This is a genomic window from Methanococcoides orientis (assembly GCF_021184045.1).
GTDB classification, from domain to species: Archaea; Halobacteriota; Methanosarcinia; order Methanosarcinales; family Methanosarcinaceae; genus Methanococcoides; species Methanococcoides orientis.
Map to the genome: position 1 here is coordinate 603,278 of NZ_CP073710.1, position 21,703 is coordinate 624,980.

Annotated in this window: 18 protein-coding genes; 3 read left to right on the forward strand and 15 right to left on the reverse strand. The window is 41.7% G+C overall.

Features of this window, described 5'->3' with window-relative positions; genetic code table 11:
* Positions 1 to 22 precede the first annotated feature (22 nt).
* The 5 genes from J7W08_RS03120 to J7W08_RS03140 form a co-directional block, all read right to left on the reverse strand.
* A complete protein-coding gene (locus J7W08_RS03120) occupies positions 23 to 1,222 on the reverse strand; it encodes a glycoside hydrolase family 57 protein (RefSeq protein WP_233085191.1) in 1,200 nt (399 codons plus the stop codon).
* A complete protein-coding gene (locus J7W08_RS03125) occupies positions 1,219 to 2,349 on the reverse strand; it encodes a glycoside hydrolase family 57 protein (RefSeq protein WP_375141058.1) in 1,131 nt (376 codons plus the stop codon). The genes J7W08_RS03120 and J7W08_RS03125 overlap by 4 nt, the downstream gene beginning before the upstream one ends.
* 62 nt (positions 2,350 to 2,411) lie before the next feature.
* Positions 2,412 to 3,581, reverse strand: a complete 1,170-nt coding sequence (locus tag J7W08_RS03130) for a glycosyltransferase family 4 protein (protein ID WP_233085193.1) — start codon at positions 3,579 to 3,581, stop codon at positions 2,412 to 2,414.
* A 62-nt stretch (positions 3,582 to 3,643) separates the two neighbouring features.
* On the reverse strand, positions 3,644 to 4,618 hold the full coding sequence (locus J7W08_RS03135; RefSeq protein WP_233085194.1) for a galactose-1-phosphate uridylyltransferase: 975 nt from the start codon (positions 4,616 to 4,618) through the stop codon (positions 3,644 to 3,646).
* Positions 4,619 to 4,792: 174 nt separating this feature from the next.
* Complete coding sequence (locus J7W08_RS03140) at positions 4,793 to 6,616, reverse strand: glycosyltransferase family protein (protein ID WP_233085195.1); 1,824 nt, start codon at positions 6,614 to 6,616, stop codon at positions 4,793 to 4,795.
* Between the two features lie 294 nt (positions 6,617 to 6,910).
* Between J7W08_RS03140 and J7W08_RS03145 the strand changes: the two genes are divergently transcribed.
* A complete protein-coding gene (locus J7W08_RS03145) occupies positions 6,911 to 9,628 on the forward strand; it encodes a cation-translocating P-type ATPase (RefSeq protein ID WP_259370126.1) in 2,718 nt (905 codons plus the stop codon).
* Between the two features lie 200 nt (positions 9,629 to 9,828).
* Here the strand turns inward: J7W08_RS03145 and J7W08_RS03150 are convergent, their stop codons facing one another.
* The 5 genes from J7W08_RS03150 to J7W08_RS03170 form a co-directional block, all read right to left on the reverse strand.
* Positions 9,829 to 10,716 (reverse strand): glycine betaine ABC transporter substrate-binding protein, encoded by an 888-nt coding sequence (locus J7W08_RS03150; protein WP_233085197.1) that lies wholly within the window; start codon positions 10,714 to 10,716, stop codon positions 9,829 to 9,831.
* 176 nt (positions 10,717 to 10,892) lie between these two features.
* Entirely contained in the window at positions 10,893 to 11,756 is an 864-nt protein-coding gene (locus J7W08_RS03155) for a glycine betaine ABC transporter substrate-binding protein (RefSeq protein WP_233085198.1), read from the reverse strand.
* A 95-nt stretch (positions 11,757 to 11,851) separates the two neighbouring features.
* Positions 11,852 to 12,682: an ABC transporter permease gene (locus J7W08_RS03160; RefSeq protein WP_233085199.1), complete on the reverse strand. Its 831-nt coding sequence runs from the start codon at positions 12,680 to 12,682 to the stop codon at positions 11,852 to 11,854.
* A gap of 3 nt (positions 12,683 to 12,685) precedes the next feature.
* Positions 12,686 to 13,897 carry a quaternary amine ABC transporter ATP-binding protein gene (locus J7W08_RS03165; RefSeq protein WP_233085200.1) on the reverse strand — a complete coding sequence of 404 codons (1,212 nt, stop codon included), beginning with the start codon at positions 13,895 to 13,897 and terminating at the stop codon, positions 12,686 to 12,688.
* A gap of 306 nt (positions 13,898 to 14,203) precedes the next feature.
* A complete protein-coding gene (locus tag J7W08_RS03170; RefSeq protein WP_233085201.1) occupies positions 14,204 to 15,271 on the reverse strand; it encodes a calcium/sodium antiporter in 1,068 nt (355 codons plus the stop codon).
* 180 nt (positions 15,272 to 15,451) lie between these two features.
* Between J7W08_RS03170 and ribH the strand changes: the two genes are divergently transcribed.
* Positions 15,452 to 15,871 (forward strand): 6,7-dimethyl-8-ribityllumazine synthase, encoded by a 420-nt coding sequence (gene ribH / locus J7W08_RS03175; RefSeq protein WP_201770303.1) that lies wholly within the window; start codon positions 15,452 to 15,454, stop codon positions 15,869 to 15,871.
* A gap of 52 nt (positions 15,872 to 15,923) precedes the next feature.
* Positions 15,924 to 17,066: a pyridoxal phosphate-dependent aminotransferase gene (locus tag J7W08_RS03180; protein ID WP_233085202.1), complete on the forward strand. Its 1,143-nt coding sequence runs from the start codon at positions 15,924 to 15,926 to the stop codon at positions 17,064 to 17,066.
* 90 nt (positions 17,067 to 17,156) lie between these two features.
* Here the strand turns inward: J7W08_RS03180 and J7W08_RS03185 are convergent, their stop codons facing one another.
* The 5 genes from J7W08_RS03185 to J7W08_RS12290 all read right to left on the reverse strand — a co-directional run bounded on the left by J7W08_RS03185 (position 17,157) and on the right by J7W08_RS12290 (position 21,652).
* Positions 17,157 to 17,591: an FAD synthase family protein gene (locus J7W08_RS03185; protein WP_233085203.1), complete on the reverse strand. Its 435-nt coding sequence runs from the start codon at positions 17,589 to 17,591 to the stop codon at positions 17,157 to 17,159.
* A 116-nt stretch (positions 17,592 to 17,707) separates the two neighbouring features.
* The gene (locus J7W08_RS03190) at positions 17,708 to 18,505 is read right to left on the reverse strand and encodes a DUF1638 domain-containing protein (RefSeq protein ID WP_233085204.1); all 798 of its coding nucleotides are present in this window, start codon (positions 18,503 to 18,505) and stop codon (positions 17,708 to 17,710) included.
* A 181-nt stretch (positions 18,506 to 18,686) separates the two neighbouring features.
* A complete protein-coding gene (gene modA, locus J7W08_RS03195; protein WP_233085205.1) occupies positions 18,687 to 19,499 on the reverse strand; it encodes a molybdate ABC transporter substrate-binding protein in 813 nt (270 codons plus the stop codon).
* Between the two features lie 439 nt (positions 19,500 to 19,938).
* Complete coding sequence (locus J7W08_RS03200; RefSeq protein WP_233085206.1) at positions 19,939 to 21,531, reverse strand: sodium:solute symporter family protein; 1,593 nt, start codon at positions 21,529 to 21,531, stop codon at positions 19,939 to 19,941.
* 1 nt (position 21,532) lies between these two features.
* Positions 21,533 to 21,652: a symporter small accessory protein gene (locus tag J7W08_RS12290; RefSeq protein WP_330217372.1), complete on the reverse strand. Its 120-nt coding sequence runs from the start codon at positions 21,650 to 21,652 to the stop codon at positions 21,533 to 21,535.
* Positions 21,653 to 21,703: the final 51 nt, after the last annotated feature.

Here is a 21,703-nt window from a genome sequence, read left to right on the forward strand (position 1 = left end):
ATATGTCCATTCGCCCATTTGATCATGCATCCATTTCTGCCAGTTTCCTGAAAACACAGGATTTGAAATCCAGTAATACTGCAATGAAATTTATTGCTGCATCATAAGGTGATGTATGGATACTGAAATACGAATGTACATCTCCATCACCTAACCATTTTGTACTCATGTAGTAATAGTGATCGGATGTCAGAAGATGTTTCCATATATTGATAAGCTCGGGGTCTTTCGTTCTTTTCACGTAAGGTCCAAGGCGCTTTGCCTCTTCGAAGCATCTGCGTTGCATATCGTTACCAAGCCATGCACTTGTATCTCTCTCCATATCTGCCCATGAGATCGTGTTAAAGTCCCCGACATCGATCTCATCTACAGGATCATATTTCTCAATGACCTCTGAAGGAGTATTGAACTCAATACCTTTGTTAAGAACCTCATTCGGTAAAGCCCGGAGGAAATCAAAGATGCCTGAATCAGCCCATTGATGTTCACCAAAGGTCTCGTAATCCATGAAGATATTAAGGCAATCTCCTTGTTCCTTAGATGCCCAGCATGCCCATTTGTCAGCAGTCAATGGATACTCTTCCCACCATTTTGCGGAGAAACGATATCCGATATCATCACTCATCTTGTAGTTCCTCATAAGAACGGCGATGTCGCAGTCCTTTGCCTTGTAGACATGATTGGGGGAACGTGATTCAAGTAGCTGGTCAACACCTTCTGTAAGGATGGCTTTGTAACCCAGAGATGAGACGGTCTCCGCAACACTATTGTTGTACAGAAGTTCCGTATTTCTGAAGACCTGTGGTTTTACACCCAGCAGGTCTGAAGTGAGGTCATGGTGGGCCTTTACTTCTTCCCTGAATTCATCCTTGCTATCAAAAAGGCCTGCAAGTGAATGATAATTTGTCTCATCAAGGAATTCCACACACTTTGAATCAGCCAGCCGGTTGAAAACATCAAGAACATCAGGATTCCATTTTTCACACTGGCTCAGAAGAGTTCCGGTTATTGAGACACTGAACTTGAAGTCGCCTTCATGCTGGTCAACAAGTTCTGCCAGGAGAGTTGTAGCTGGAAGGTAACATTTGCTGGCAACCTTCTCAAAGATGTTCCTGTTTATTGCAACATCAAAATATCTTTCAAATCCTTTAGAGTCATCCGGCCAGAACCACTTTAAACGATATGGCTGGTGGAGCTGGAAGTACATGCACACAGATCTCATACCTTCACCTCCAGTATTGCACGCTTAAAGTCCGAGATCGCGGAGAATATATTGACAGCCTTTTCATAGCCATGATTATTGTTTTCAGACCCCATCTCCAGTAAGATCTCACTTTGCTGGAAATATCGATAGATACAATTTAATTTATCATATTCCGGAGCACCCTTTATGGACTCCATGATCTTTCCTATCTCGATCAGTTCATGCAGGTACAGATGCTGGGGATGATTTCCCATCAGATTATGCATTCCATAACGGGAGGTTGACCTGTTCATGATAGAAGGAAGTTCTTTTGGCTTGAATTTCTTCAAAGCTTCTTCAGGTGTTACCATGGAAATTCCATATTTCTCGAAACTTGCCGGAAGATCGATCAGGAACTGGAGTATATCGCTCCTGCTTTGCTGATGGGCAAGGATAGAACTATATTTGAAATGCAATGTCGTGACATCGCCTTCCATATTTGCTATCCATGAAGCAAATTTATCGGCTATCAAAGGATAACCTATCCATTTCTGGTCTGAGAAGCGCGATTCGATGTCTTCGCTAAGGGAGATATGGCGCAATAGCGTTGGTATTTGACCGCTATAAATGTGTTTTGGATCACTTCCATATAAGAGATTCTCCGACCCTTCTGAAATAAGACACTTGAACTTCATTTCCTTAAGGATGGTACTGAGTTCTTTTGTAAGTATCAGTTCTGAATTTATGAATGTCCGGGGATTAGTATTGAAGATATCTTTGATCTTGTTCCGATGCATTGAAACCTGTTCTTTAAATTCTTTATTATCAGGGAAAAGGGATGACACTGAATGATAATAGGGTGAAGCTGAAAAACTGGCACCCCTGTCCTTTAACTCCTGAAATGATCCTATTAAAGCAGGATTCCATTTACATTGATCTAAAAATATTCCGGATATATCAAACGTATACTTTGCACCATTATCGATGGAATCCAGCAAAGCTTCATTCATACTAATTATTTGTGGGAGATTTCTTTCTAAGGTAGAGTATATATGTGGCTGATCAAAATATGTTTCAAACTCCGGAGAGTGATATCCCTCAGATGGCCAGTACCATTTTAATACACACGGAAGATGTACTTCCGAACAGATGCAAACTGACTGCATTCACAAGCCTCGTATTTTATTATATTTTCAATACATTAGTTATTTACTAATGCTATTGGAATTCAATTTTTGAGAGCATCAAGGTACGCTTCACTTGTTTGTTCTGCGATCTTGTGCCAGTTGTATTTAGTGTCGATCAGTTTTTTACCAGCTTGTCTCATGCTGCCATTGGAGAGGTCATCAAGCACGTGTTTTAAACCCCATGCAATAGAATCCGGGGTTTTGTAGACAAGGATACCATCGACAAAATTATTAATTATCTGAACAGCATCTGTTGCAACGATGGTCCTTTCAGCATCCCAACCTTCAAGAACAACTATGCCAAAAGGCTCGTTCCTGCTTGGAATACAGAGAATATCACATGCATTGTACCAGTCCCTGGCTGTTTCATCATCCGCATACCCCAGGAAATGACAACGATCTGAAACATTTTGGGCATTTACGAGATGTTCACAGTGAGGGCGCATTTCACCTTCACCAATGAAGATAAACTGAGTATCCCATCGGTGATCCAATACTTCAGGGATCGCTTCAGCAAGGATATCCGGACCTTTTTGGTAGCTCATACGTCCTATGAACAGAACAACCGGTGCAAGAGGATGGATGCCAAATCTTTCTTTTACTTCACCGGGATCAACGTCCTTTTTCATCTTTCCATGGAAGATTCCGTTTGGAATGATGGAGATCTTCTCATCAGGTATCTGGTATAAGAACTTGATCTCATCTGTAAGTTGTTGTGAAGTGGATATGACCTTTATGGATTCATAGCCAGCTTTCCATTCCCTGTGTGATATTTCCTTTGCTTCCCACCAATCCCCATGGACATTACCGTTCCTTCCCCATTCGGTACTGTGATATGTGAACATAAAAGGGATTCCAAATTCATATTTGATCCTTGAGACAACATTGAAAGGATGCCAGTCATGGGCATGCAATATATCAAATTTGCCATATTCCTTCGTAACATCAAGGAATCTCGAGTACATTGAATCGCACATACTGTCCATTTGCTGGACAATGCCTCCGTCAAGAGAATGATATACACGATGGTAGTGAACCCCATTTATTTTCTCATATGGTTCAAGTTCATGATTTCTTGTAAATATATGAACCGAATGTCCCTTCTCAGCAAGAGCTTCTGCAAGTTCGGAAACATGCGGTGCTATACCGCCTACTTTGACCGAGTGTAAACTTTCCCAGGAAAACATCCCGATGTTTAAATTTTTCCCCATTTTCCAACCCTAAATATTTTATATATGTCTATGTATATTTAATATTATCATATAGAGTATCTTCAAAAGTTACCCTGAAGATAATTAACAGCCGTTTCCGGCGGCATTGTATTGATGAATACCTCGGTATTTTTCTCAAATCCCGCTTTCTTAGTTGTAACCGGCTCGATCTTTAAGTTAAAATGATATTCAGTTTCATCCCTTAGTTGATAGAACATGTAGTTGTAAGGTATCTCTCCAATATTGTCCCATAGGCCGGATAGAGCATAATGAATTGCTTTTCCAAGAGAGTTCAACTGATCCTGGTCGAAACCTGATATGTGATTTATATGTACCTTAGGCAGAACCCACATCTCATACGGAACTTTTGAGCAATAAGGTGCAATAATCAGAAAATGATCATTTTCATACAAGAGTCTCTCACTTTTACTTTCTTTCTCTATAATATCACAATAAGGACATCCTGAATATGAATCAATAGCCTTCATTTCTTCCATTAACGCCGGAGGCTTGATTGGCATTGCTATTAGCTGGGAATGTGTATGCTCCAGAGATGCACCTGCCTTTTCTCCCCAGTTCTTGAAAAGTGAAACATATTCTATCTTATCCATGGATTCATAGTGAACTACACGGTCCTGATAGACTTTCATAAGTAGTGCCATCTCTTCGTCAGACAGATCCGGTATCACATTCTCATGCAAAGGCGTTTCAACTATAACTTCATGAAAACCATAGCCTGGGACCACATCGAGATCGGAATGAACTTCACTGGCATCCGGAGCAAGTGCAGGATAAAGATTTGGTACGCAACGCATATCCCATCCTGTTATCCTTGAACCTTCGGAATCCTTCAGGATGCTACCATTTTTATAAACAGCAGTTGCAAGTGGTGTTTTATCTTCTTCACCGGCGCAAAAAACACATCTGTTGGACGCTCCCTCTTTCTTTTCTGCTTTGAAGACCGAAGGTCTCTTACTCCTTCCTGGTGCAATTATGCAATATTCATCCAGAAAATAATGTTTACGTATCTCTGACATTTTCCCCAATATCTCCCATTTAATACTTCAGGTTGATCTTTCCTGGTATCTTTCAAGAATATTTATTATATCCTTCAAACCTGGTTTTCATATGCTTTCAAGCTTACTTCTCATGATATCTTTAATCACTTTTTAATTCACTTTATGGTAATTTGAACGAGGGCATGATGCCCATTAGAGGCCTTTCTGCTCATGTTTTGCTTTTATGCCTGTAAGCATCTCGTAGTATTGGTTAGTAGGTTCCTGCCAGTTCATATCCTTGGCAAGGAGATTTGCTTCCTGGCAGAGGAAGTTGTATTTTGTCTTATCGTCAGTGTAAGTGTCGATGAAGTAGTCCATGGTAAGTGCATAATCTGCTATGGTCTCAAGATAGGACTGATCGATATTGTCAACTACCAACACTCCCCCCATTCCCATTACAAGACGCTTGACAGTTTTTAGTGCATCACTGAACCCACAAACCTTGCTTACAATGCTCGGTGTTGCTTCTTTTCCTGCCTCAAGACCGGTTAACAGGAATGGCTCATATTTGGAAGGGAATATGCCGGCAATGCAACCAGCCATGAACTCATCCACCGTCATGTTGAAACCACCATCGTTGCTTGACAACCATTGAGGATAAAGAACAGCAGAAACATACCTGCTAGCACTTGGAAGTCTGGAACATTCAAGTCCCCTCTCTTCGATCATTCTTTGGATCCGCAGCTCTTCACCGATCAGCACCTCTTCATCGAGCATTATCGGGAAGTTTTCCGGCAGATTAGTTTTCGGACCATGAGCAGTTATGATGAAACAAACAACCCTGTAGTTCTCATCAAGCCTGCCTGCTTCGACCTCTATTCTGACCATCCTGTCAAGAATAAGAAGTGAATCCAGCAGGTCAGGATAGCCTTTATTTTCAATTTCGATCCTTGAGATCGAGAAGATAGGAATGATCCTTTCAGGTGAAAGTTCTACGCTGTTATAGGTATTGTAGATCTTCTCGGAAGTCAACTCCTGGATCTTAGTACGGAGCTTTAGTTTTTTATCCCATAGCTCATCAATGTCCTCGATCTCAATATCGATGCCATTCCTCACAATGATGGAATCAATATCATAGAACAATTTGATCTCTTTTTTAGTAGAATCCCCTACAGCAGTTACAACATCTGCATATGAGGATAACGACTCAAGGGTTGCCATATTCTTTGGAACCCCATCGCCCCATGAACGGTCATTATCACGTATTTTCTGGATGGAAAGATGTCCTGCAACTCTGCCGGGAATAGTTGCATGATAAGTTGCAACTGAATTGATAGGAACGCCGATCTTCTTGAGCCTGGCAATTGCATAAAAGACACCGAACTCATGACAGTGCAATGAAACATGCCATGAAGGCATCAAAGAACTGGCAAATTCGGATATTAGTTCATCTTCATAGGTCTTGGCCTTTTCTTCCCTGAGGGCTACAAGAGTATGAACAAATTCTGATATTGCGTACGAAAGATTAAGGTAATGTGTATATTCGGTCCTGTTACCCATTTCCTCATATGAAAGGGAATCAAGACCTGTGAGCTCATATGCTTCGGCTTTTATCTTATTTTCCAGACAGACATGTTTTCCTTTATATTCAACACCAGTCCTGCAAAAATCATTGGTCTTGAACATAAGGTAGAGGATCTCTATTCCTGAGATATTTTTGGATGCAATAATAAGTTCGATGCCTTTTTCCCGGAGCTTTTCAATGATAAGTGAAAGGCTTTCATCTGGCACGAAATCTTCGAACTCACTCATGTCTGTGATACGGTTGAGACCCTTGTTCCAATCCGAACCACTGTAGCCATAATAAGGACACGCAACGAAGATCCTTGGAGTTGTTTCCTCTTCTATTGTTCCGTCTTCAAGCATTTGAGCAAGAGTTTTTACTTCTGCATCAATAACATTCCATATACCGCCCATTTTGTTGGACTTCGGACCAGCTTCTTCACCAGCGATAATAATACATTTACGTTCGAACACGCAGTACCCCCGTACTTATCAATGTCTACTCATATTGGCAGGAGTAGTATATTAGTTTTTGTAAATTTATCAATTACATTATATGTTTCTGAAGAAAATTGACCTGAAGTATGATCTAAAATCAATCTGAAAAATAATCTGAAATATTCTCGATCTTCATTTGAACAGATGGAATAATCTATATCCTATTATTACAATTGTATGTATAAATATGTTAAATGTTGAGAATATGGGGGTAACATTATACTCAACAATAAAGTTCCTGATTGCGGGGCAAAAGGCGATGAGCATAGTATATCTTTTGAAGAATTTCTCAAAAGGTTCGATGCTGCTGCTGAAGGATTGACATCAGCTGAAGCCTTGGAAAGGCTGGATATCTGTGGAAAGAACATTCTTGAGAACATAGGGAGCGAATCAGCTCTAAAAAAGTACCTAAAGCAATTCCGCAATTTCTTCTCGATCCTTCTGATCACAGGGGCTTTTCTTTCATATACAGCAGAACGACTGGATCCCGGGAAAGGCAACCTCTACATATCGATCGCACTTTTTGGAGTTGTCATTCTTAATGCAACTTTTACTTTTATACAGGAATACCAGGCTGAACAGATAATGGCAAGTTTCCGCCAGCTTATACCTCCTGCTGCCAGGGTTTTGAGAGATGGGACAATTAAGGAAATATTGGCATCAGAATTGGTTGTAGGTGATGTCATATTCATTGAGGAAGGTGACAAGGTACCTGCTGATGGCCGGCTCATTGAAGAGAATACCTTAAAGGTTGACAATTCTTCACTGACCGGAGAGGCTGAGCCGCAGTTACGCTCGCTTGAATGTACTCATCCAAACATGCTTGAATGCAGGAATATGGTATTCTCAGGCACGCTTGTATTAACGGGGAATGGAAAAGCTGTTGTTTATGGAACCGGCCAGAACACACAGATGGGAAAGCTTGCAACCCTTACAAAACAGACAACATCAGTTGAAACTCCTCTTCGCAAAGAGCTTAACACTTTTATCAAGATCATTTCCGTAATTGCAATATTTCTGGGTATATCCTTCTTTGCGATCGGCTTTGTGATACAGGACCTGTTCCTATTGAACCTTATTTTTGCAATAGGCATCATCGTTGCCAATGTTCCGGAAGGATTGCTTCCAACTGTAACCCTTGCCTTAAGCCTGGCTTCAAAAAGGATGGCAAAAAGGAATGCGCTTATCAAACAGCTTGAATCAGTGGAAACACTTGGATCGACCACGGTCATCTGTACTGATAAGACCGGGACACTAACACAGAACAAGATGGCAATAAACTCGGTAACTCTGGGTTTTGAACATATCGATGTGGCAAACGGGGGAGTGCCGCCGGATATACTCCTGAAAGTAGCGGTCCTTTGTAATAATTCAAGGCTCACTGAGGGACCTATAGGATATAAAGGGGATCCCACTGAAGGTGCCTTGTTGATGTATGCATCAAAATTCACGGATATTGATGCTATGCGGGAAAAGAATACTCGTTTGAAGGAATATTCGTTCGACTCCCTGAAAGAAAGGATGCAGGTCATTTACCATTCTAATACTAATACTGATATTGTTACTGATGATAATGCTGGTACTGATACTGTTACTGGTACTAATGAAAAGGAGTCCTACCTGAAAGGTGCAAGTGAAGTCGTTGTCAAAATGTGTGACCGCATCCTGATGAACGGGGATGAGGTACCGATTACCGAAGATGACAGGGACGATCTCCTTGACATGCATCTGAAGATAGCTGAAAGAGGAGAGCGTGTACTTGCTCTTGCATATCGAAGGGCAGAAGAGGAGATCGAATATGATACCGGCTTTACTTTCATCGGTTTTACCGGAGCTGTCGATCCCCCCAGACCGGAGGTTAAAGATGCCATCAATAAATGCCACCGGGCTGGAATCAAGGTAGTAATGATAACCGGTGACCATCCGATAACTGCCGTTTCGATCGCAAAGACCGTGGGTTTCAGTAACAATGTGCATGAGCCGGTGGTTATCACAGGAGCCGAGCTTGATGAACTATCACTTGATGAACTTTCCGAAAAACTAAAGGCACCGGATATTATATTCGCACGAACATCCCCGGTCCAGAAATTGAAGATTGTACAGGCGTTCCAGGCAATGGGTGAGATCGTTACCATGACCGGGGATGGTGTCAATGATGCTCCTGCAATTAAGAATTCTGACATGGGAGTCGCTATGGGAAGCGGTACGGATGTTGCAAGGGAATCTGCCGACATGATACTTCTTGATGATAATTTTGCCACCATCGTCAATGCGGTGGAAGAAGGACGGACGGTCTTTGATAATATCAAGAAGTTCATCGCCTACATCCTTACAAGCAACATCCCGGAAATTTTGCCGTTCATTGCATTTGTCCTGCTTGCGATCCCTCTTCCAATGAACGTACAGCTTATTCTTGCCATAGACCTTGGAACGGATATACTGCCGGCGCTGGCACTGGCTATTGAGAAAGGCGAAGGGGACATAATGAAACGTCCTCCTCGCTCTAAATTTGAAAAGCTTCTGACACCACAGGTGCTTCTGACATCCTATGGAATGAAAGGACCCATAGAAGCCCTTGCAGGTTTCACATGCTACTTTGCAGTACTTCTGGACGGAGGATGGACATGGGGACAGGCATTGCTGAGCAATGACCTCCTTTACAGGCAGGCAATAATGGCGTTTTTTGCTGCTGTCATAATATGCCAGGTCGCAAATCTGCTAGTATCCCGTACAAGGGTGGAATCAGCATTGTCCAGGAACCTGTTCACTAACAAAATGATAGTTCTGGCAATAGTGAGCGAATTACTGATACTTTCCATGATAATGTTCTATCCGTTCGCGAACACGATATTCGGAACAGCACCTGTTCCGGTGGAATACCTTTTGCTTGCACTACCGTTTGCAATATTACTGTTCGTGCAGGATGAGATCAGGAAATATTACATCAGAAAAGGATCATTGCTTGCAAAAGCTTTCCTGAAGTGGTGATCATAATGAATTATAATACATATCAAGATCGAATGACAAGATTAAGTGTCAAGATTGAATGCCAAGATTGGAATTAATGATAGATCACAATGTATTTTCATTTTGAAAAAACGGAATCCATCTCTGTTAAAAGGTAGATAAAAAATCTCTTAGATTTTCCAAGAAAAAAAATCAAAAAAAGAGTTTGTGAGGTGTTAACCTCACTGGTTCCCAAGAACCTCATCGATCTTTTCAGGGTTCTCTGCTAACCAATCTGCAGCAGTCTGTTCGGCTGATTTGCCGTTATCGATCTCGATCATCATGGATTCGATATCATAAAGGTCCATATTGTATCTCTTCATGATCTCATATATTTCAGGCCTGTCTTCCTGGAAGTCTTTCCTTGCAACGATCGCCAGATTATCGTTCTCACCATAGACACCTTCAGTGTCTTCGAGGAACTTCAAACCATCCATCCTTGCAAAGGACCAGTGTGGTCTCCAGAGGGTTACAACGATCCATTCTTCGTTATCAATAGCAGATTGGAGTTCAGTGACCATGCCAACAGTACTGCTGGAGTAAAGTTCAAAGTTGTCCATTTCATAATCTACAAAGCATTTTTCCGTACTCTGCATGATACCGGATCCAGGTTCAATTCCATTTATAATTCCATCGAACTTGTCTGCATTTGCATTAAGTTCCTCGATGGTATCTATTGTGACATATTCAGGAACGACAAGTCCACATTTTGCACCCGTGGATACATTTGTTACATAATCCAGATCTTCCCCGTATTTATCCCAGTATGGTTTCTGTGTAATAGGTAACCATACGCCTACAATTGCATCAATGTCACCCTGTGCAGCTGCCTGATAAAGACCACCTACATCAGCATTTATAACTTCTACCTCATATCCGCCTGCTTCAAGTATCTGCTTGAAGACCTGGGAATTTGCACGTGAATCATCCCACTGTATTATTCCCAGTGTTACTGGTTCGGACACGGTTTCTTCTACTGGACTTTCTTTACTTTCGGATACACATCCGGCTCCTATAATGGCCAGTGCAAGCATGAAACATGCTAACACATATATTGATCTATTTTTCAACTTTTTTCCTCCTGGTATTTATATACAGGGATTTATGCAAATATTGAAGATAGGGATGGACACCCTGTTTGATCCAACCCAAACATAAATTTGAAGAATGATAGAGAACACAGATCCTTTTCAGGTCTGGTAGCTAAAATGGGTATAGTAGCTAAAATAAAAAGTGGGGTGAGTAATTACTCACCAAGCCACTCGTTTACCTTTTCGGGATTGTTCTCGATCCACTTTGCAGCTGCTTCTTCTGGAGACATGTCACTTTCCATGTCAAGCATTACTGACTGTATATCTTCATGTGACCAGTGGAACCTTGTAAGCACGCCATAAACTTCCGGCATGTCCTCTTCAAGACCCATACGTGCAAGGGTGTCCACATTATCTGCCTGACCAAATACACCTTCCGGATCATCGAGGTATTTGAGATCCCAGCGGCCAAATGCCCAGTGTGGTGACCAGAGTGTAACAATTATAGGTTCTTCATCAGCAATAGCCCTGCTAAGCTCAGCGGTCATTCCAGCTGTGCTGCTTGAGATAAGTGTGTAATCAAGTTCGTATACCTCAATTGCATTTTCGGTATTCTGCATGATCCCTGCTCCAGGATCGATGCCTATTATCTCAGAATCAAATGCTTCCTTGTTTGCATTGAGCTCATCGATGGAATCAACTTCAACATATGTAGGAACTGCAAGCCCAAGCTGACATCCTTCAAGGTTGTGTCTTACGTTGACAACCTGGTCACCATACTGGTTCCAGTAGTTCTCCTGGGTAATAGGTAACCATGCGGATGTTGTAAAATCAAAGTCTCCCTGTGAAAGACCCTGGTAAAGTGCACCTGCATCTACTGCTATGATCTCTACGTCATAGCCCTTCATCTCAAGTACTTGTTCTATCACATTGGTACTTGCGATCTCTCCGTCCCAGAGGACATATCCGACTGTAACCTCTTCGGAAACAGTTTCATCTTCGTTTGCATCACCCTGCTCTGTACAACCAGCTGCAACAAGGGTCAAAATCAATACTAGAATCAACATAAATGATTTCATTTTACTTTTCAAAATATCACAAACTTTAAAATATTCTCCAATTTATTTTTATATAGTTATCATACGGCATTGCCGCTATGAAAGAAAGATGCATCTTACTTAGGCGTAAGATGCTGTGTGAACCTGTCAAGTATGACCGCAATAATCACAATTCCAAGTCCTGCTTCGAATCCCTGTCCGATATCGACCCTCTGTATACCAATAAGGACCTGATATCCCAGACCTCTCGCACCAATCATGGCAGCGATCACTACCATTGAAAGTGAAAGCATGATACATTGGTTGACACCTGCCATTATACTTGGCAGTGCAGTTGGAAGTTCCACCTTGACCAGTTTCTGCAGTGGGGTCGAACCAAATGCATCGGCGACCTCTGTCAGTTCCTTTGGGACCTGTCTGATGCCCAGGTTTGTAAGCCTGATGGCCGGAGGCATTGCGAAAACAATAGTTGCAACAAGTCCGGGGACATTTCCAAGTCCGAAGAATATGACAGCAGGAATTAGATACACAAATGAAGGCATTGTCTGCATCAGGTCAAGTATTGGCTTGATCACATGGAATGCCATCTCATTCTTTGCTGAGATAATTCCCAATGGTATTGCAACAAGTAATGCAAGGAAAGCCGATGCAAGTACAAGTGCAATCGTTTCCATCGACAATTCCCACAGTCCCATATTATCGATCAGGAGTAGACCAACAGCACTTCCAATTGCAAGTTTTCGATCTTTCTTACCAATGAAATATGCAGCAATTGCAATGATCAGTGTGAATAATATAGGAGGGAACAAAAGCAGTATATCATTAAGACCGGATATCATGTAATCGGTTGCATCACTGAAAAGGTCCAGCAATACTCCAAAATTACCTTCGATCCAGTTGACCAGAACTTCTATGGCCTCGCCTATCGGTATTTTAGTTATAGCCATCGATCAGACCTCCTCGATCGCAAGTGCACCAAGTACACTTCCTCTTACAATTATTCCACTAAGTTTTCCATCATCCTTTGCGACTGCAAGGGGGGAACTGTTCTCTATTATCGGGATAAGTTCGTTTAAAGGCGTATCTGGATGAATTATTGTGACATCATCAGACATGACATCTCTAAGACCCTTTCCTTCTTTTGAGCCTTTTAATGCATCATCCGCCTTAATGATACCTTCAACATGCTTTTCCCTGTTCACAACAAAAATAGAGGATATGCCATGTTCCCTCATCAATTGCAAAGCAACTTTCGGACCGGCGTTAATTGATACCACTGGTTCGGCACGTTTCATTACCGCTTCTGCAGTAAATATCTTGGTCCGGTCAACACCTGCCACGAACCTTGAGACATAATCATCAGCAGGTTCTGTAAGGATCTCTTCAGCAGTGCCTATCTGGGCGATCTTTCCGTCATGCATGATCATGATACGGTCACCCAGCTTCAGCGCTTCATCAAGGTCATGAGATACGAAAACGATAGTTTTCTGCATCTTGTCTTCCAGTGCAAGCAATTCATCCTGCATCTCGCTTCTTATAAGGGGGTCAAGAGCGCTGAAAGCTTCATCCATCAGGAGGATATCGGGGTCAGTTGCAAGTGCTCGTGCAAGTCCAACCCTTTGCTGCATCCCTCCGCTAAGTTGTGATGTTCTGCTGTCTTCATAACCTTTGAGACCAACTGTCTCGATAGCTTCATTTGCTTTAGGATATCTTTTATCCTTTGATACGCCCTGTATCTCAAGACCGTATGCAACATTATCAAGAACAGTTCTGTGGGGAATAAGTGCGAAATTCTGGAAAACCATTCCCATTTTTTTCCTGCGCATCTCTCGCAGTTCCTCCGAACTTGCTGTGGCAACATCATCGCCATCGAGGAGAATATGTCCGTCAGTAGGATCTATAAGGCGGTTTATACATCGCAAAAGAGTGGATTTTCCTGAGCCTGAAAGGCCCATTATTACAAAGATCTCGCCTTCGTAGATATCAAAATTAACGTTGTAAAGTCCAACGTTCTGACCGGTTTTTTCAAAAATTTCGCGCTTAGTGAATCCCTTTTCGATAAGAGAAAGAGCTTTTCGGGGTTTTTTCCCAAAAATTTTAGTTAGGTTTCGTACTTCAATTTTCTTTTTTGGCTTTTGGATATTAAAATCTCCAGTTAACATTGAATGCATTCTCAATGTTGAATAAAACTTATTGAGGTCTTAATTTCATTGGCTCTAATCAGTGAAAGGATGTGTTATATATTTTGTGGGTTGCAAAATTTATCGATCAGAGTGTCTGCAGATCATTTACAAATCAAATAACATGGCGTCTATGGTACCTTTTTGCAGAATTTATTCCCATGTGTTGAAAAAATAATTGGCAAGTGATCATTAATGATAAGTCTATTTTGATAACTATTTAATTAATGCCGAATCAGTCAATTGTTGGTTGATAGATCAATTAAAAAATTAATAATGGTTTTATGATCAAAATGCCACACCGTACCTGAATAATGATATCAGGAAGATCACATAAAGCACTATCAGTGCTATTCCCTCTATTCTCCTGATCTCCCAGTGAGTGTTAATGAACCATAACAGAACCACGCTGATCATTATCATGAACGGGATCGTGAACATGATACTGAGTCCTGTTATTTCGAGAGGAAATACAAACGCAGAGATTCCCAGTACCAGGAATATGTTGGTGATGTTGGAGCCGATCACATTTCCGATCGCAATATTTCCATAACCTTTGCGTGCAGCAGATATTGTCACCATCAGTTCAGGAAGGGAAGTACCTACTGCAACAAGTGTGACACCAACAAAGGTATCAGGCAACTGAAATAGTTGTGCAAAGAATATTGCTTCGTTGACAAAGTACTTGGCACCGAATATCACTGCTATTCCGCTAACAGCAAGAATAAGAAGGTCTTTTGAAATGCTTCCGCGTTCCCTTTCAGTCTCTTTTTTGTCATCAGAGTTAAAGCCATTGATCCCTTCTCTGATACGATTGTTCATCGACTCAACATATTTGAATTTGACAAAATAACCAATAAACTCCACGAAATAGGACTTACCTTTATATTTTGACTTGTCCTCGAACAAAAAGAAAACATAAGCTACATAAAAAAGGATAAGTATGACTGCTTCACTCCTTGATAGTTGCAGATCAAATGCAAAAAGCAGGAAAAGGGTGGTAGCAAAAAGCATAATGTATCCGTCTCTTTTTAGCATATCTGAATTTGTCTTCACCACCGAAATGATCGCAGCACAGCCTACTATGAGGGCTATGTTCGCAATATTCGAACCTACGACATTTCCTACAACAATTCCGCTTGATCGTGAAAGTGAAGCCGCTATCGAGGAAGCAAGTTCAGGTATGGAAGTTCCAATAGCAACAAGAGTTAGCCCGATAATAAACTCTGAAACCCCAAGTTTTTTTGCAATGGCAGATGCTGAACTGACAAAAAGGTCCGAGCCTTTGACCAATAGTGTCAGGCCGACAAGCAGTATAGCAACATTTGATAGCATCAGCTTGTTATTTGAAAGCATTTCTATTAATCTTTGTGTATCATGCCTTCATTTTTGTGCATGACGTCGTGCAAAATTGGGACACTACTGGGATACGAAATTGGATGAAATAATAGCCCATACGTATATTTATATGCAAGATTGATGTTTAATGAATAATAGAAGTTCGACATTATATACATTATAAAGGAGTTATATGCTTTGAGTGATAGTGAACCTATTAGATTGGGATTTGTTGTAGCTGAGTTTAACAGGGACCTGACATACCAGATGGAGCTTTTGGGAACAGAGCATGCAAAGTTCCTTGGCGCTGAGGTCATAGACACCATTCTGGTACCTGGCGTATATGATATGCCTCTTGCTATCAAGAAACTTTGCAAGAGAGACGACATCGATGCTGTGATCACAATTGGTATTGTGATCGAAGGTGCTACAAAGCACGACGAGATCGTTGTCCAGCACGCTGCAAGGAAGATCACCGATCTTTCACTTGAATTTGACAAACCAGTGACACTTGGTATTGCAGGACCTGGCATGACACGCATGGAAGCACATCAGCGTGTTGATTATGCAAAACGTGCTGTTGAAGCTGCAGTAAAGCTTGTCAGACGTCTTAAATAACCTGTACAATTCCAATTTGACTTTAAAAACGATATAATGAGGGGTAATTCCTATGCCATCATCAAGACTTGAGCGTGTAGAAGAATCGGCAACGATAAAGATCGCAAACGCTGCCAACAAGCTGAAAAGTGAAGGTATCGATATCATCAGTTTCAGTCTCGGAGAACCTGATTTTGACACTCCTGAACACATCTGCAAGGCAGCTGCTGACGCAATGTACCGTGGTGAAACACATTATGCACCATCAAACGGTATTCCGGAACTCAGGGAAGCAATTGCAAACAAGCTGGTAAATGAGAACAAGCTTGATTTGACCTCAAATGATGTACTTGTCACTCCTGGTGCAAAGCAGGCGATCTTTGAGATCATTATGTCAGTACTTGATGACAATGATGAAGCTATCCTTCCTGATCCTTCATGGGTATCTTACAGCCCCTGCATCAAATTCGCAGGTGCAAACCCTGTCTGGGCACCTACTGATCCGGACAACGGATTCATGCCTTATGGAATTGAGGAACTCATAACTGACAAGACAAAGCTCATCATCGTAAATTCCCCTTGCAATCCAACAGGAGGAGTATATGATAAAGAGATGCTCAAGACAGTTGCAGACCTTGCTATCGACCACGACCTGCTTGTGATCTCCGACGAGATCTACGAGAAGATCATCTATGATAAAAAGCACATCAGCATGGGTTCACTGGATGGGATGCACGACCGCACAATAACAGTTAACGGCTTCTCAAAAGCATATGCAATGACCGGCTGGAGACTTGGTTATGTGGCAGCTATACCGGAACTTATGAGCGGTTTCAAGAAGATCCATTCCCACTCCGTAAGCAGCGCTACGACCTTCGCACAGTTTGGTGGCGTGGCAGCACTGGAAGGACCACAGGAACCTGTCAATAACATGATCACGGAGTTCAAAGCAAGACGTGATATCCTTATCGATGGCCTGAACAAGATCGGCTTTAAGTGCAAGAAGCCAGATGGTGCTTTCTACGCATTTGCCGATGTAAGCGCGTTCGGTAACGGTGATGAAATAGCAGACAAACTGTTGCAGGAAGCACACGTAGCAGTAACTCCGGGTTCAGGATTCGGTGCAAGCAGCAAGGATTTCATAAGGATCTCCTATGCTACATCACAGGAAAGGATAAGGGAAGCACTTCAGAGAATAGAGGACACACTCCTCTAAACCTTTTATTTTTAGGTTGCTTCTATTTTTTATTTTAACAATTTTGAATTAGATCAGGCAGATTTGTTAGTTAACCAGTTACTTAGGTAGTTAGTCCTGACTTTCACAATATCGCTCGAGTATCTTATTGACTATTCTTCCACTGCTGTATAGTGGACACTTCAGTGATTCGTCGATGCGTGTGACTTTTGCCTTAAATCCTTTTTCTTCCAGGCTTTTCTGAAGTTCCTCAATATCAAAGGTCTGGTCATGACCAAGAACTATGATGTCGGGATCTATCTCATATAACGGGTCGAAGATGTCCTTTTCACTTCCAAGCATTGCTTTATCTACGACCTTTAATGAACTTATCATTTCAAGTCTCTGAATTTCAGGAACAATAGGCTTTGCCTTGTGTCTTATCATGGAATCCCTTGCGACCAGGACATAAAGCTCATCACCAAGAGCACGGGCACTACTTAAGAAGAAAACATGTCCGGGATGTAAAATATCAAAAGTTCCTGTGGCAAGTACTCGTTTCAACAAAGATCACCCTGAAGATATGGATTAATGGATAGAGATAGATGGATTATGCAGTTCAGGTAATACACAACAACATTAATAATATTACGCCGGGGATGAACAACAGACAATTCTATTGATCAGTGTTCCATTTTCAAAACTTCATTGCGGAACTTCCTGTAGCAACCTTCAATGAGGCCAAGTTCTCCCTCGATATTCACGATGTCAAAGTCAAATATCTCCGCAAACTCCTTCACGATGTCATCGAACTTCTTTTCATAACGCAGTCCGGTATCCAATTTTGCTACTTTCTTGTAGCCGACCGCATCAAAAACGAATTTAGAAGTTTCAGTATCATTTGGGTCCTTTCCAAAACCACCGGCAACAAGCATATCTCCCCAGTTCGCTGCCCACATTGGTGTCAGGAAAAAGGTGCCTATTCCTTTGAAGCTCTTGAGGTGGTGCAGATATGCCTCCCTGCCTCCAAGCACTGCGCCTATGCAATCATCGATGATCTCCCCGTTCTCTTCCTTGAGGATACATATCTTGCACTCAATATCCTCGAGATCCTTTTCAATATCCCCCAGAACATTACCGCAAAGTCCATAGAACAAAAGTATACCTTCCGAGTAAGGTGCCATTTCTTCGACTTTCGCATAGACCTCGGATTTGAGGTTGGTGGGTATAGCATGTAATGCAAATTCAAGTATATTTATGATACAGCAATAGGAATCAGTACATTGTTCTGAGCACAGGGATGCCAGCTTACTTTCAGGTACAAGTTTGTAAGAAACCCCAATATCATCCAGCTTCTCTACAATGCCGGCACAGTCCTTGTTCTCGACTATGATCAGGTTATCTATCAAAGGATCATGTTCAACAAGATGAACGATCTCATCTTCGAACATCCTGCATCCTATCAGGCTTATTACAGGCATAGATCTACTCCTCTTTTAACAGGTAAGTAATGTTGCAGGCCGGAACTATATAAGGATGCCTATCGTCATTTTTATCGCTTTTCTATGGGAATTAGGTGACAATTTTTGGAAACAAATTCGACGAATGAAGAAGATGGTAAAGCTGTCAAGCCTCTAATGCCATTTTCAGAGAAGGGCCTTATCAGGCACCTTCTAGATCATGTTTTGGAATTGTGAAACCGTACTGCTCCAATATCGAGCTACCTTTTTCTCCCGTAACAAAATCGACGAATTTCTGAGACTCTTTCTGGTGTTGGGTTGATGTAACTACAGCGATGGGATAATTAATAGTTTCACTCATCGGTACAGAAGTTATCAATTCTATGGTATCTGGTTTTGCAGTCTTGACATCTGTCATGAAGACAAATCCGGCATCAACTTCTCCTCTCTCTACATGAACCATTGCATTTTTTACCGTGTCACCTATTATCATCTTATTTTGCACGCTATTCCATAGGCCTTTTTCAATCAGCGATTGCTTTGCATACTTACCCACTGTTGAAATCTCTGTATCGGTGAACGCTATCCTTTTTACTTCAGGCTTTGAAAGGTCCTCCATTGTTGTTAGGTTAAGAACATTACCTTTTGGAACTATTATCACAAGGTAGCTACCTGCAAAGTCTTTCCGAGAATCGTTGTAAACGAATCCATCAGAAGCCAGAATATCCATTTGGACTCTATCTGCTGGAGCGTACACATCTATAGGTGCCCCTCCTTCAATTTGCATCCTTAAAGAACCAGCATTTGCAAAGTTTAGTATAACATCTATCTCAGGATTTTCAGCCTCAAACTCTTTTTCCATATCTGTGAACACTTCGGTCAACACCGCTGATGAAGATATGGTGATGGAGGTGGTTTTCTGTTCGCCATCATTTGAATTAGTTAAGATAGCCGAAAGAGCTATGAAAATAATAATTGCTATGGCGAACACTAACGCTTGATTTCTTTTATTCATAAAAAGCACCTTCATTCCCGTATATTTATAGCACATTGATTGGGATTATTTTGCTTAGTTTCCATAAGTTATTTCTATAAATGTCATCAATAGCGTTATGTTCAACTAAACCAATCGGTTATTGGTAACTTCAAGTTATATATAATATTTTTGAATTGTATCTGTGCTTATATAAAATTCAGAGACCCTTTAATTTAAAATTATATGGATATATAAAAAAAAATTTCAGACAAACTGGTAAATGAGTGGAATGATCAATATTCATACATTTCTCATTTTCAGTCTTGCGTACAAAAAGTTTCATATTAACTATATCCCAAAACAATCATTTAGGATTAAATTCGAACTTAATGCAATAATATAAAAAGAGAAACTAAATAAAAAAGTCAGATGCAGGCTTTAACATCGCCTGCAACTCATGATATCCAGTAATAAATTCTCAATTCTTAGTTCCGTAGCACTTCTCAAGGTGATCCACTGCTGGCGGGGTCGTAACAAGACTTACACCAATTGCAACCAGCATTGCCAGAGGGGTTGCCACAAGGATTGGATCGATAACTGTCCATGTTCCTGTAAGTAATGTCTCTGTGCCAAAGAGTGCCTGGCAGATGCCAAGAGGTGCTGCTTCCTTTGCATGGACGAAAGTGAGCCAGAAAAGGCTGCTGAAAGTACCAACGATAAGACTTGCAATTGCACCTTCTTTTGTCATTCTCTTCCAGAACAGTGCACCCATATAAGTTGGGAGGAAAGCTGCTGCACAAAGTCCGAAGAATATAGCAGTAGCCCTTGCAATGATGCTTATAGGCAAAATGTATGCAAGGATGACACTGACAAGGATGGCCACTGAGATACCGATCTTTGTAACATCCACGGTCTTTCCTGCATTCCCCCTCATCATGAACTCGCGATAGAAGTCGTGTCCGATGGCTGTTCCCATTGTGTGGAACTGTGAGCTAAGGGTTGACATTGCAGCTGCAAGCAAGGTTATCATGAAGACGATAACAAACATTTCAGGCATTGCACTGTTGATGTATTCAGGCATGATGACGTCCATGTTTCCTTTTGCAACTTCAATGGCAAGCATTCCGGTAGTATTAAAGAAATAAACGTTTGAAAGTCCACCTACGATGTATGCGACACCTGCCATCATGAGGATGAAAGGGCCACCAGCGAAGACTGCCCTGTTCAGGGATTTCTTACTGTCAACGGTCATGAACCTTACCGCAAGCTGTGGCTGTGCAAGCACACCAATGCCAACACCGAGGATGATGGTTGATACCATTGTCCACCAAATAGGAGAGCCGAATACCGGCATTGCTGTCCATCCCTGATGACCACCTGCAGCCAGTGATTCAGGTACAAGTGGTGCAAGATTAGTGAGTGCCTGATGAGCTTCAACGATACCGCCAAGTTTTGCATAGGTAAGTGCGAGAAGAACTGCCATACCACCAAGCATAAGGGTTCCCTGAAGTGCATCGGTATACATAACAGCAAGCAATCCGCCTGTGATAACATAGGCAGCAACAATAACTGTCAGGATAAGGATCGCAATATTATAGTCAACGGAAAGTGCGGTTTCCATGAACCTTGCACCACCGATAAGGACAATTCCTGCATAAAGAGGCATGAACAAAGCGATAAGAGCTCCGGAATAACCCTGAATGAAACGTGACTGGAACCGTCTTCCCAGAAGTTCAGGGAATGTAACAGCATTAAGGTTCACGCCAATGCTTCTTGTCCTTTTTCCAAATACGACAAAAGCGATGAAAATACCTACAAATATGTTCATGAATACGAGCCAGAGGGTTCCCAGACCAAGCGTTCCTGTCACACCGCCAAAACCGATGATCGCAGCTGTACTGATAAATGCTGCACCATAGGAAAGTGCGAGAATGTAAGGATTGACCTTTCTTCCGGCGAGCATGTAGTCGTCGACCTCTTTAGTTCTCCTGTATGCAAGCCAGCCGCAATAGAAAACGGCGAGCATATAGATCAGGACAAATATTCCCAGGGTTGAAGTACTGACCGCCATCTTAGCACTCCTCGTCCTCTTCTTCGTTCCACTTTAAAAGCCCATATACCATACATCCCAGTGCACTTACGATGCACAGGACATAGGCCAACCATATCTGAGGGTCATCAATACCTAACATAAATACCACTTGCCATTTTTTTTGTTTGACGCTTGCTAACATGTAGCAAGC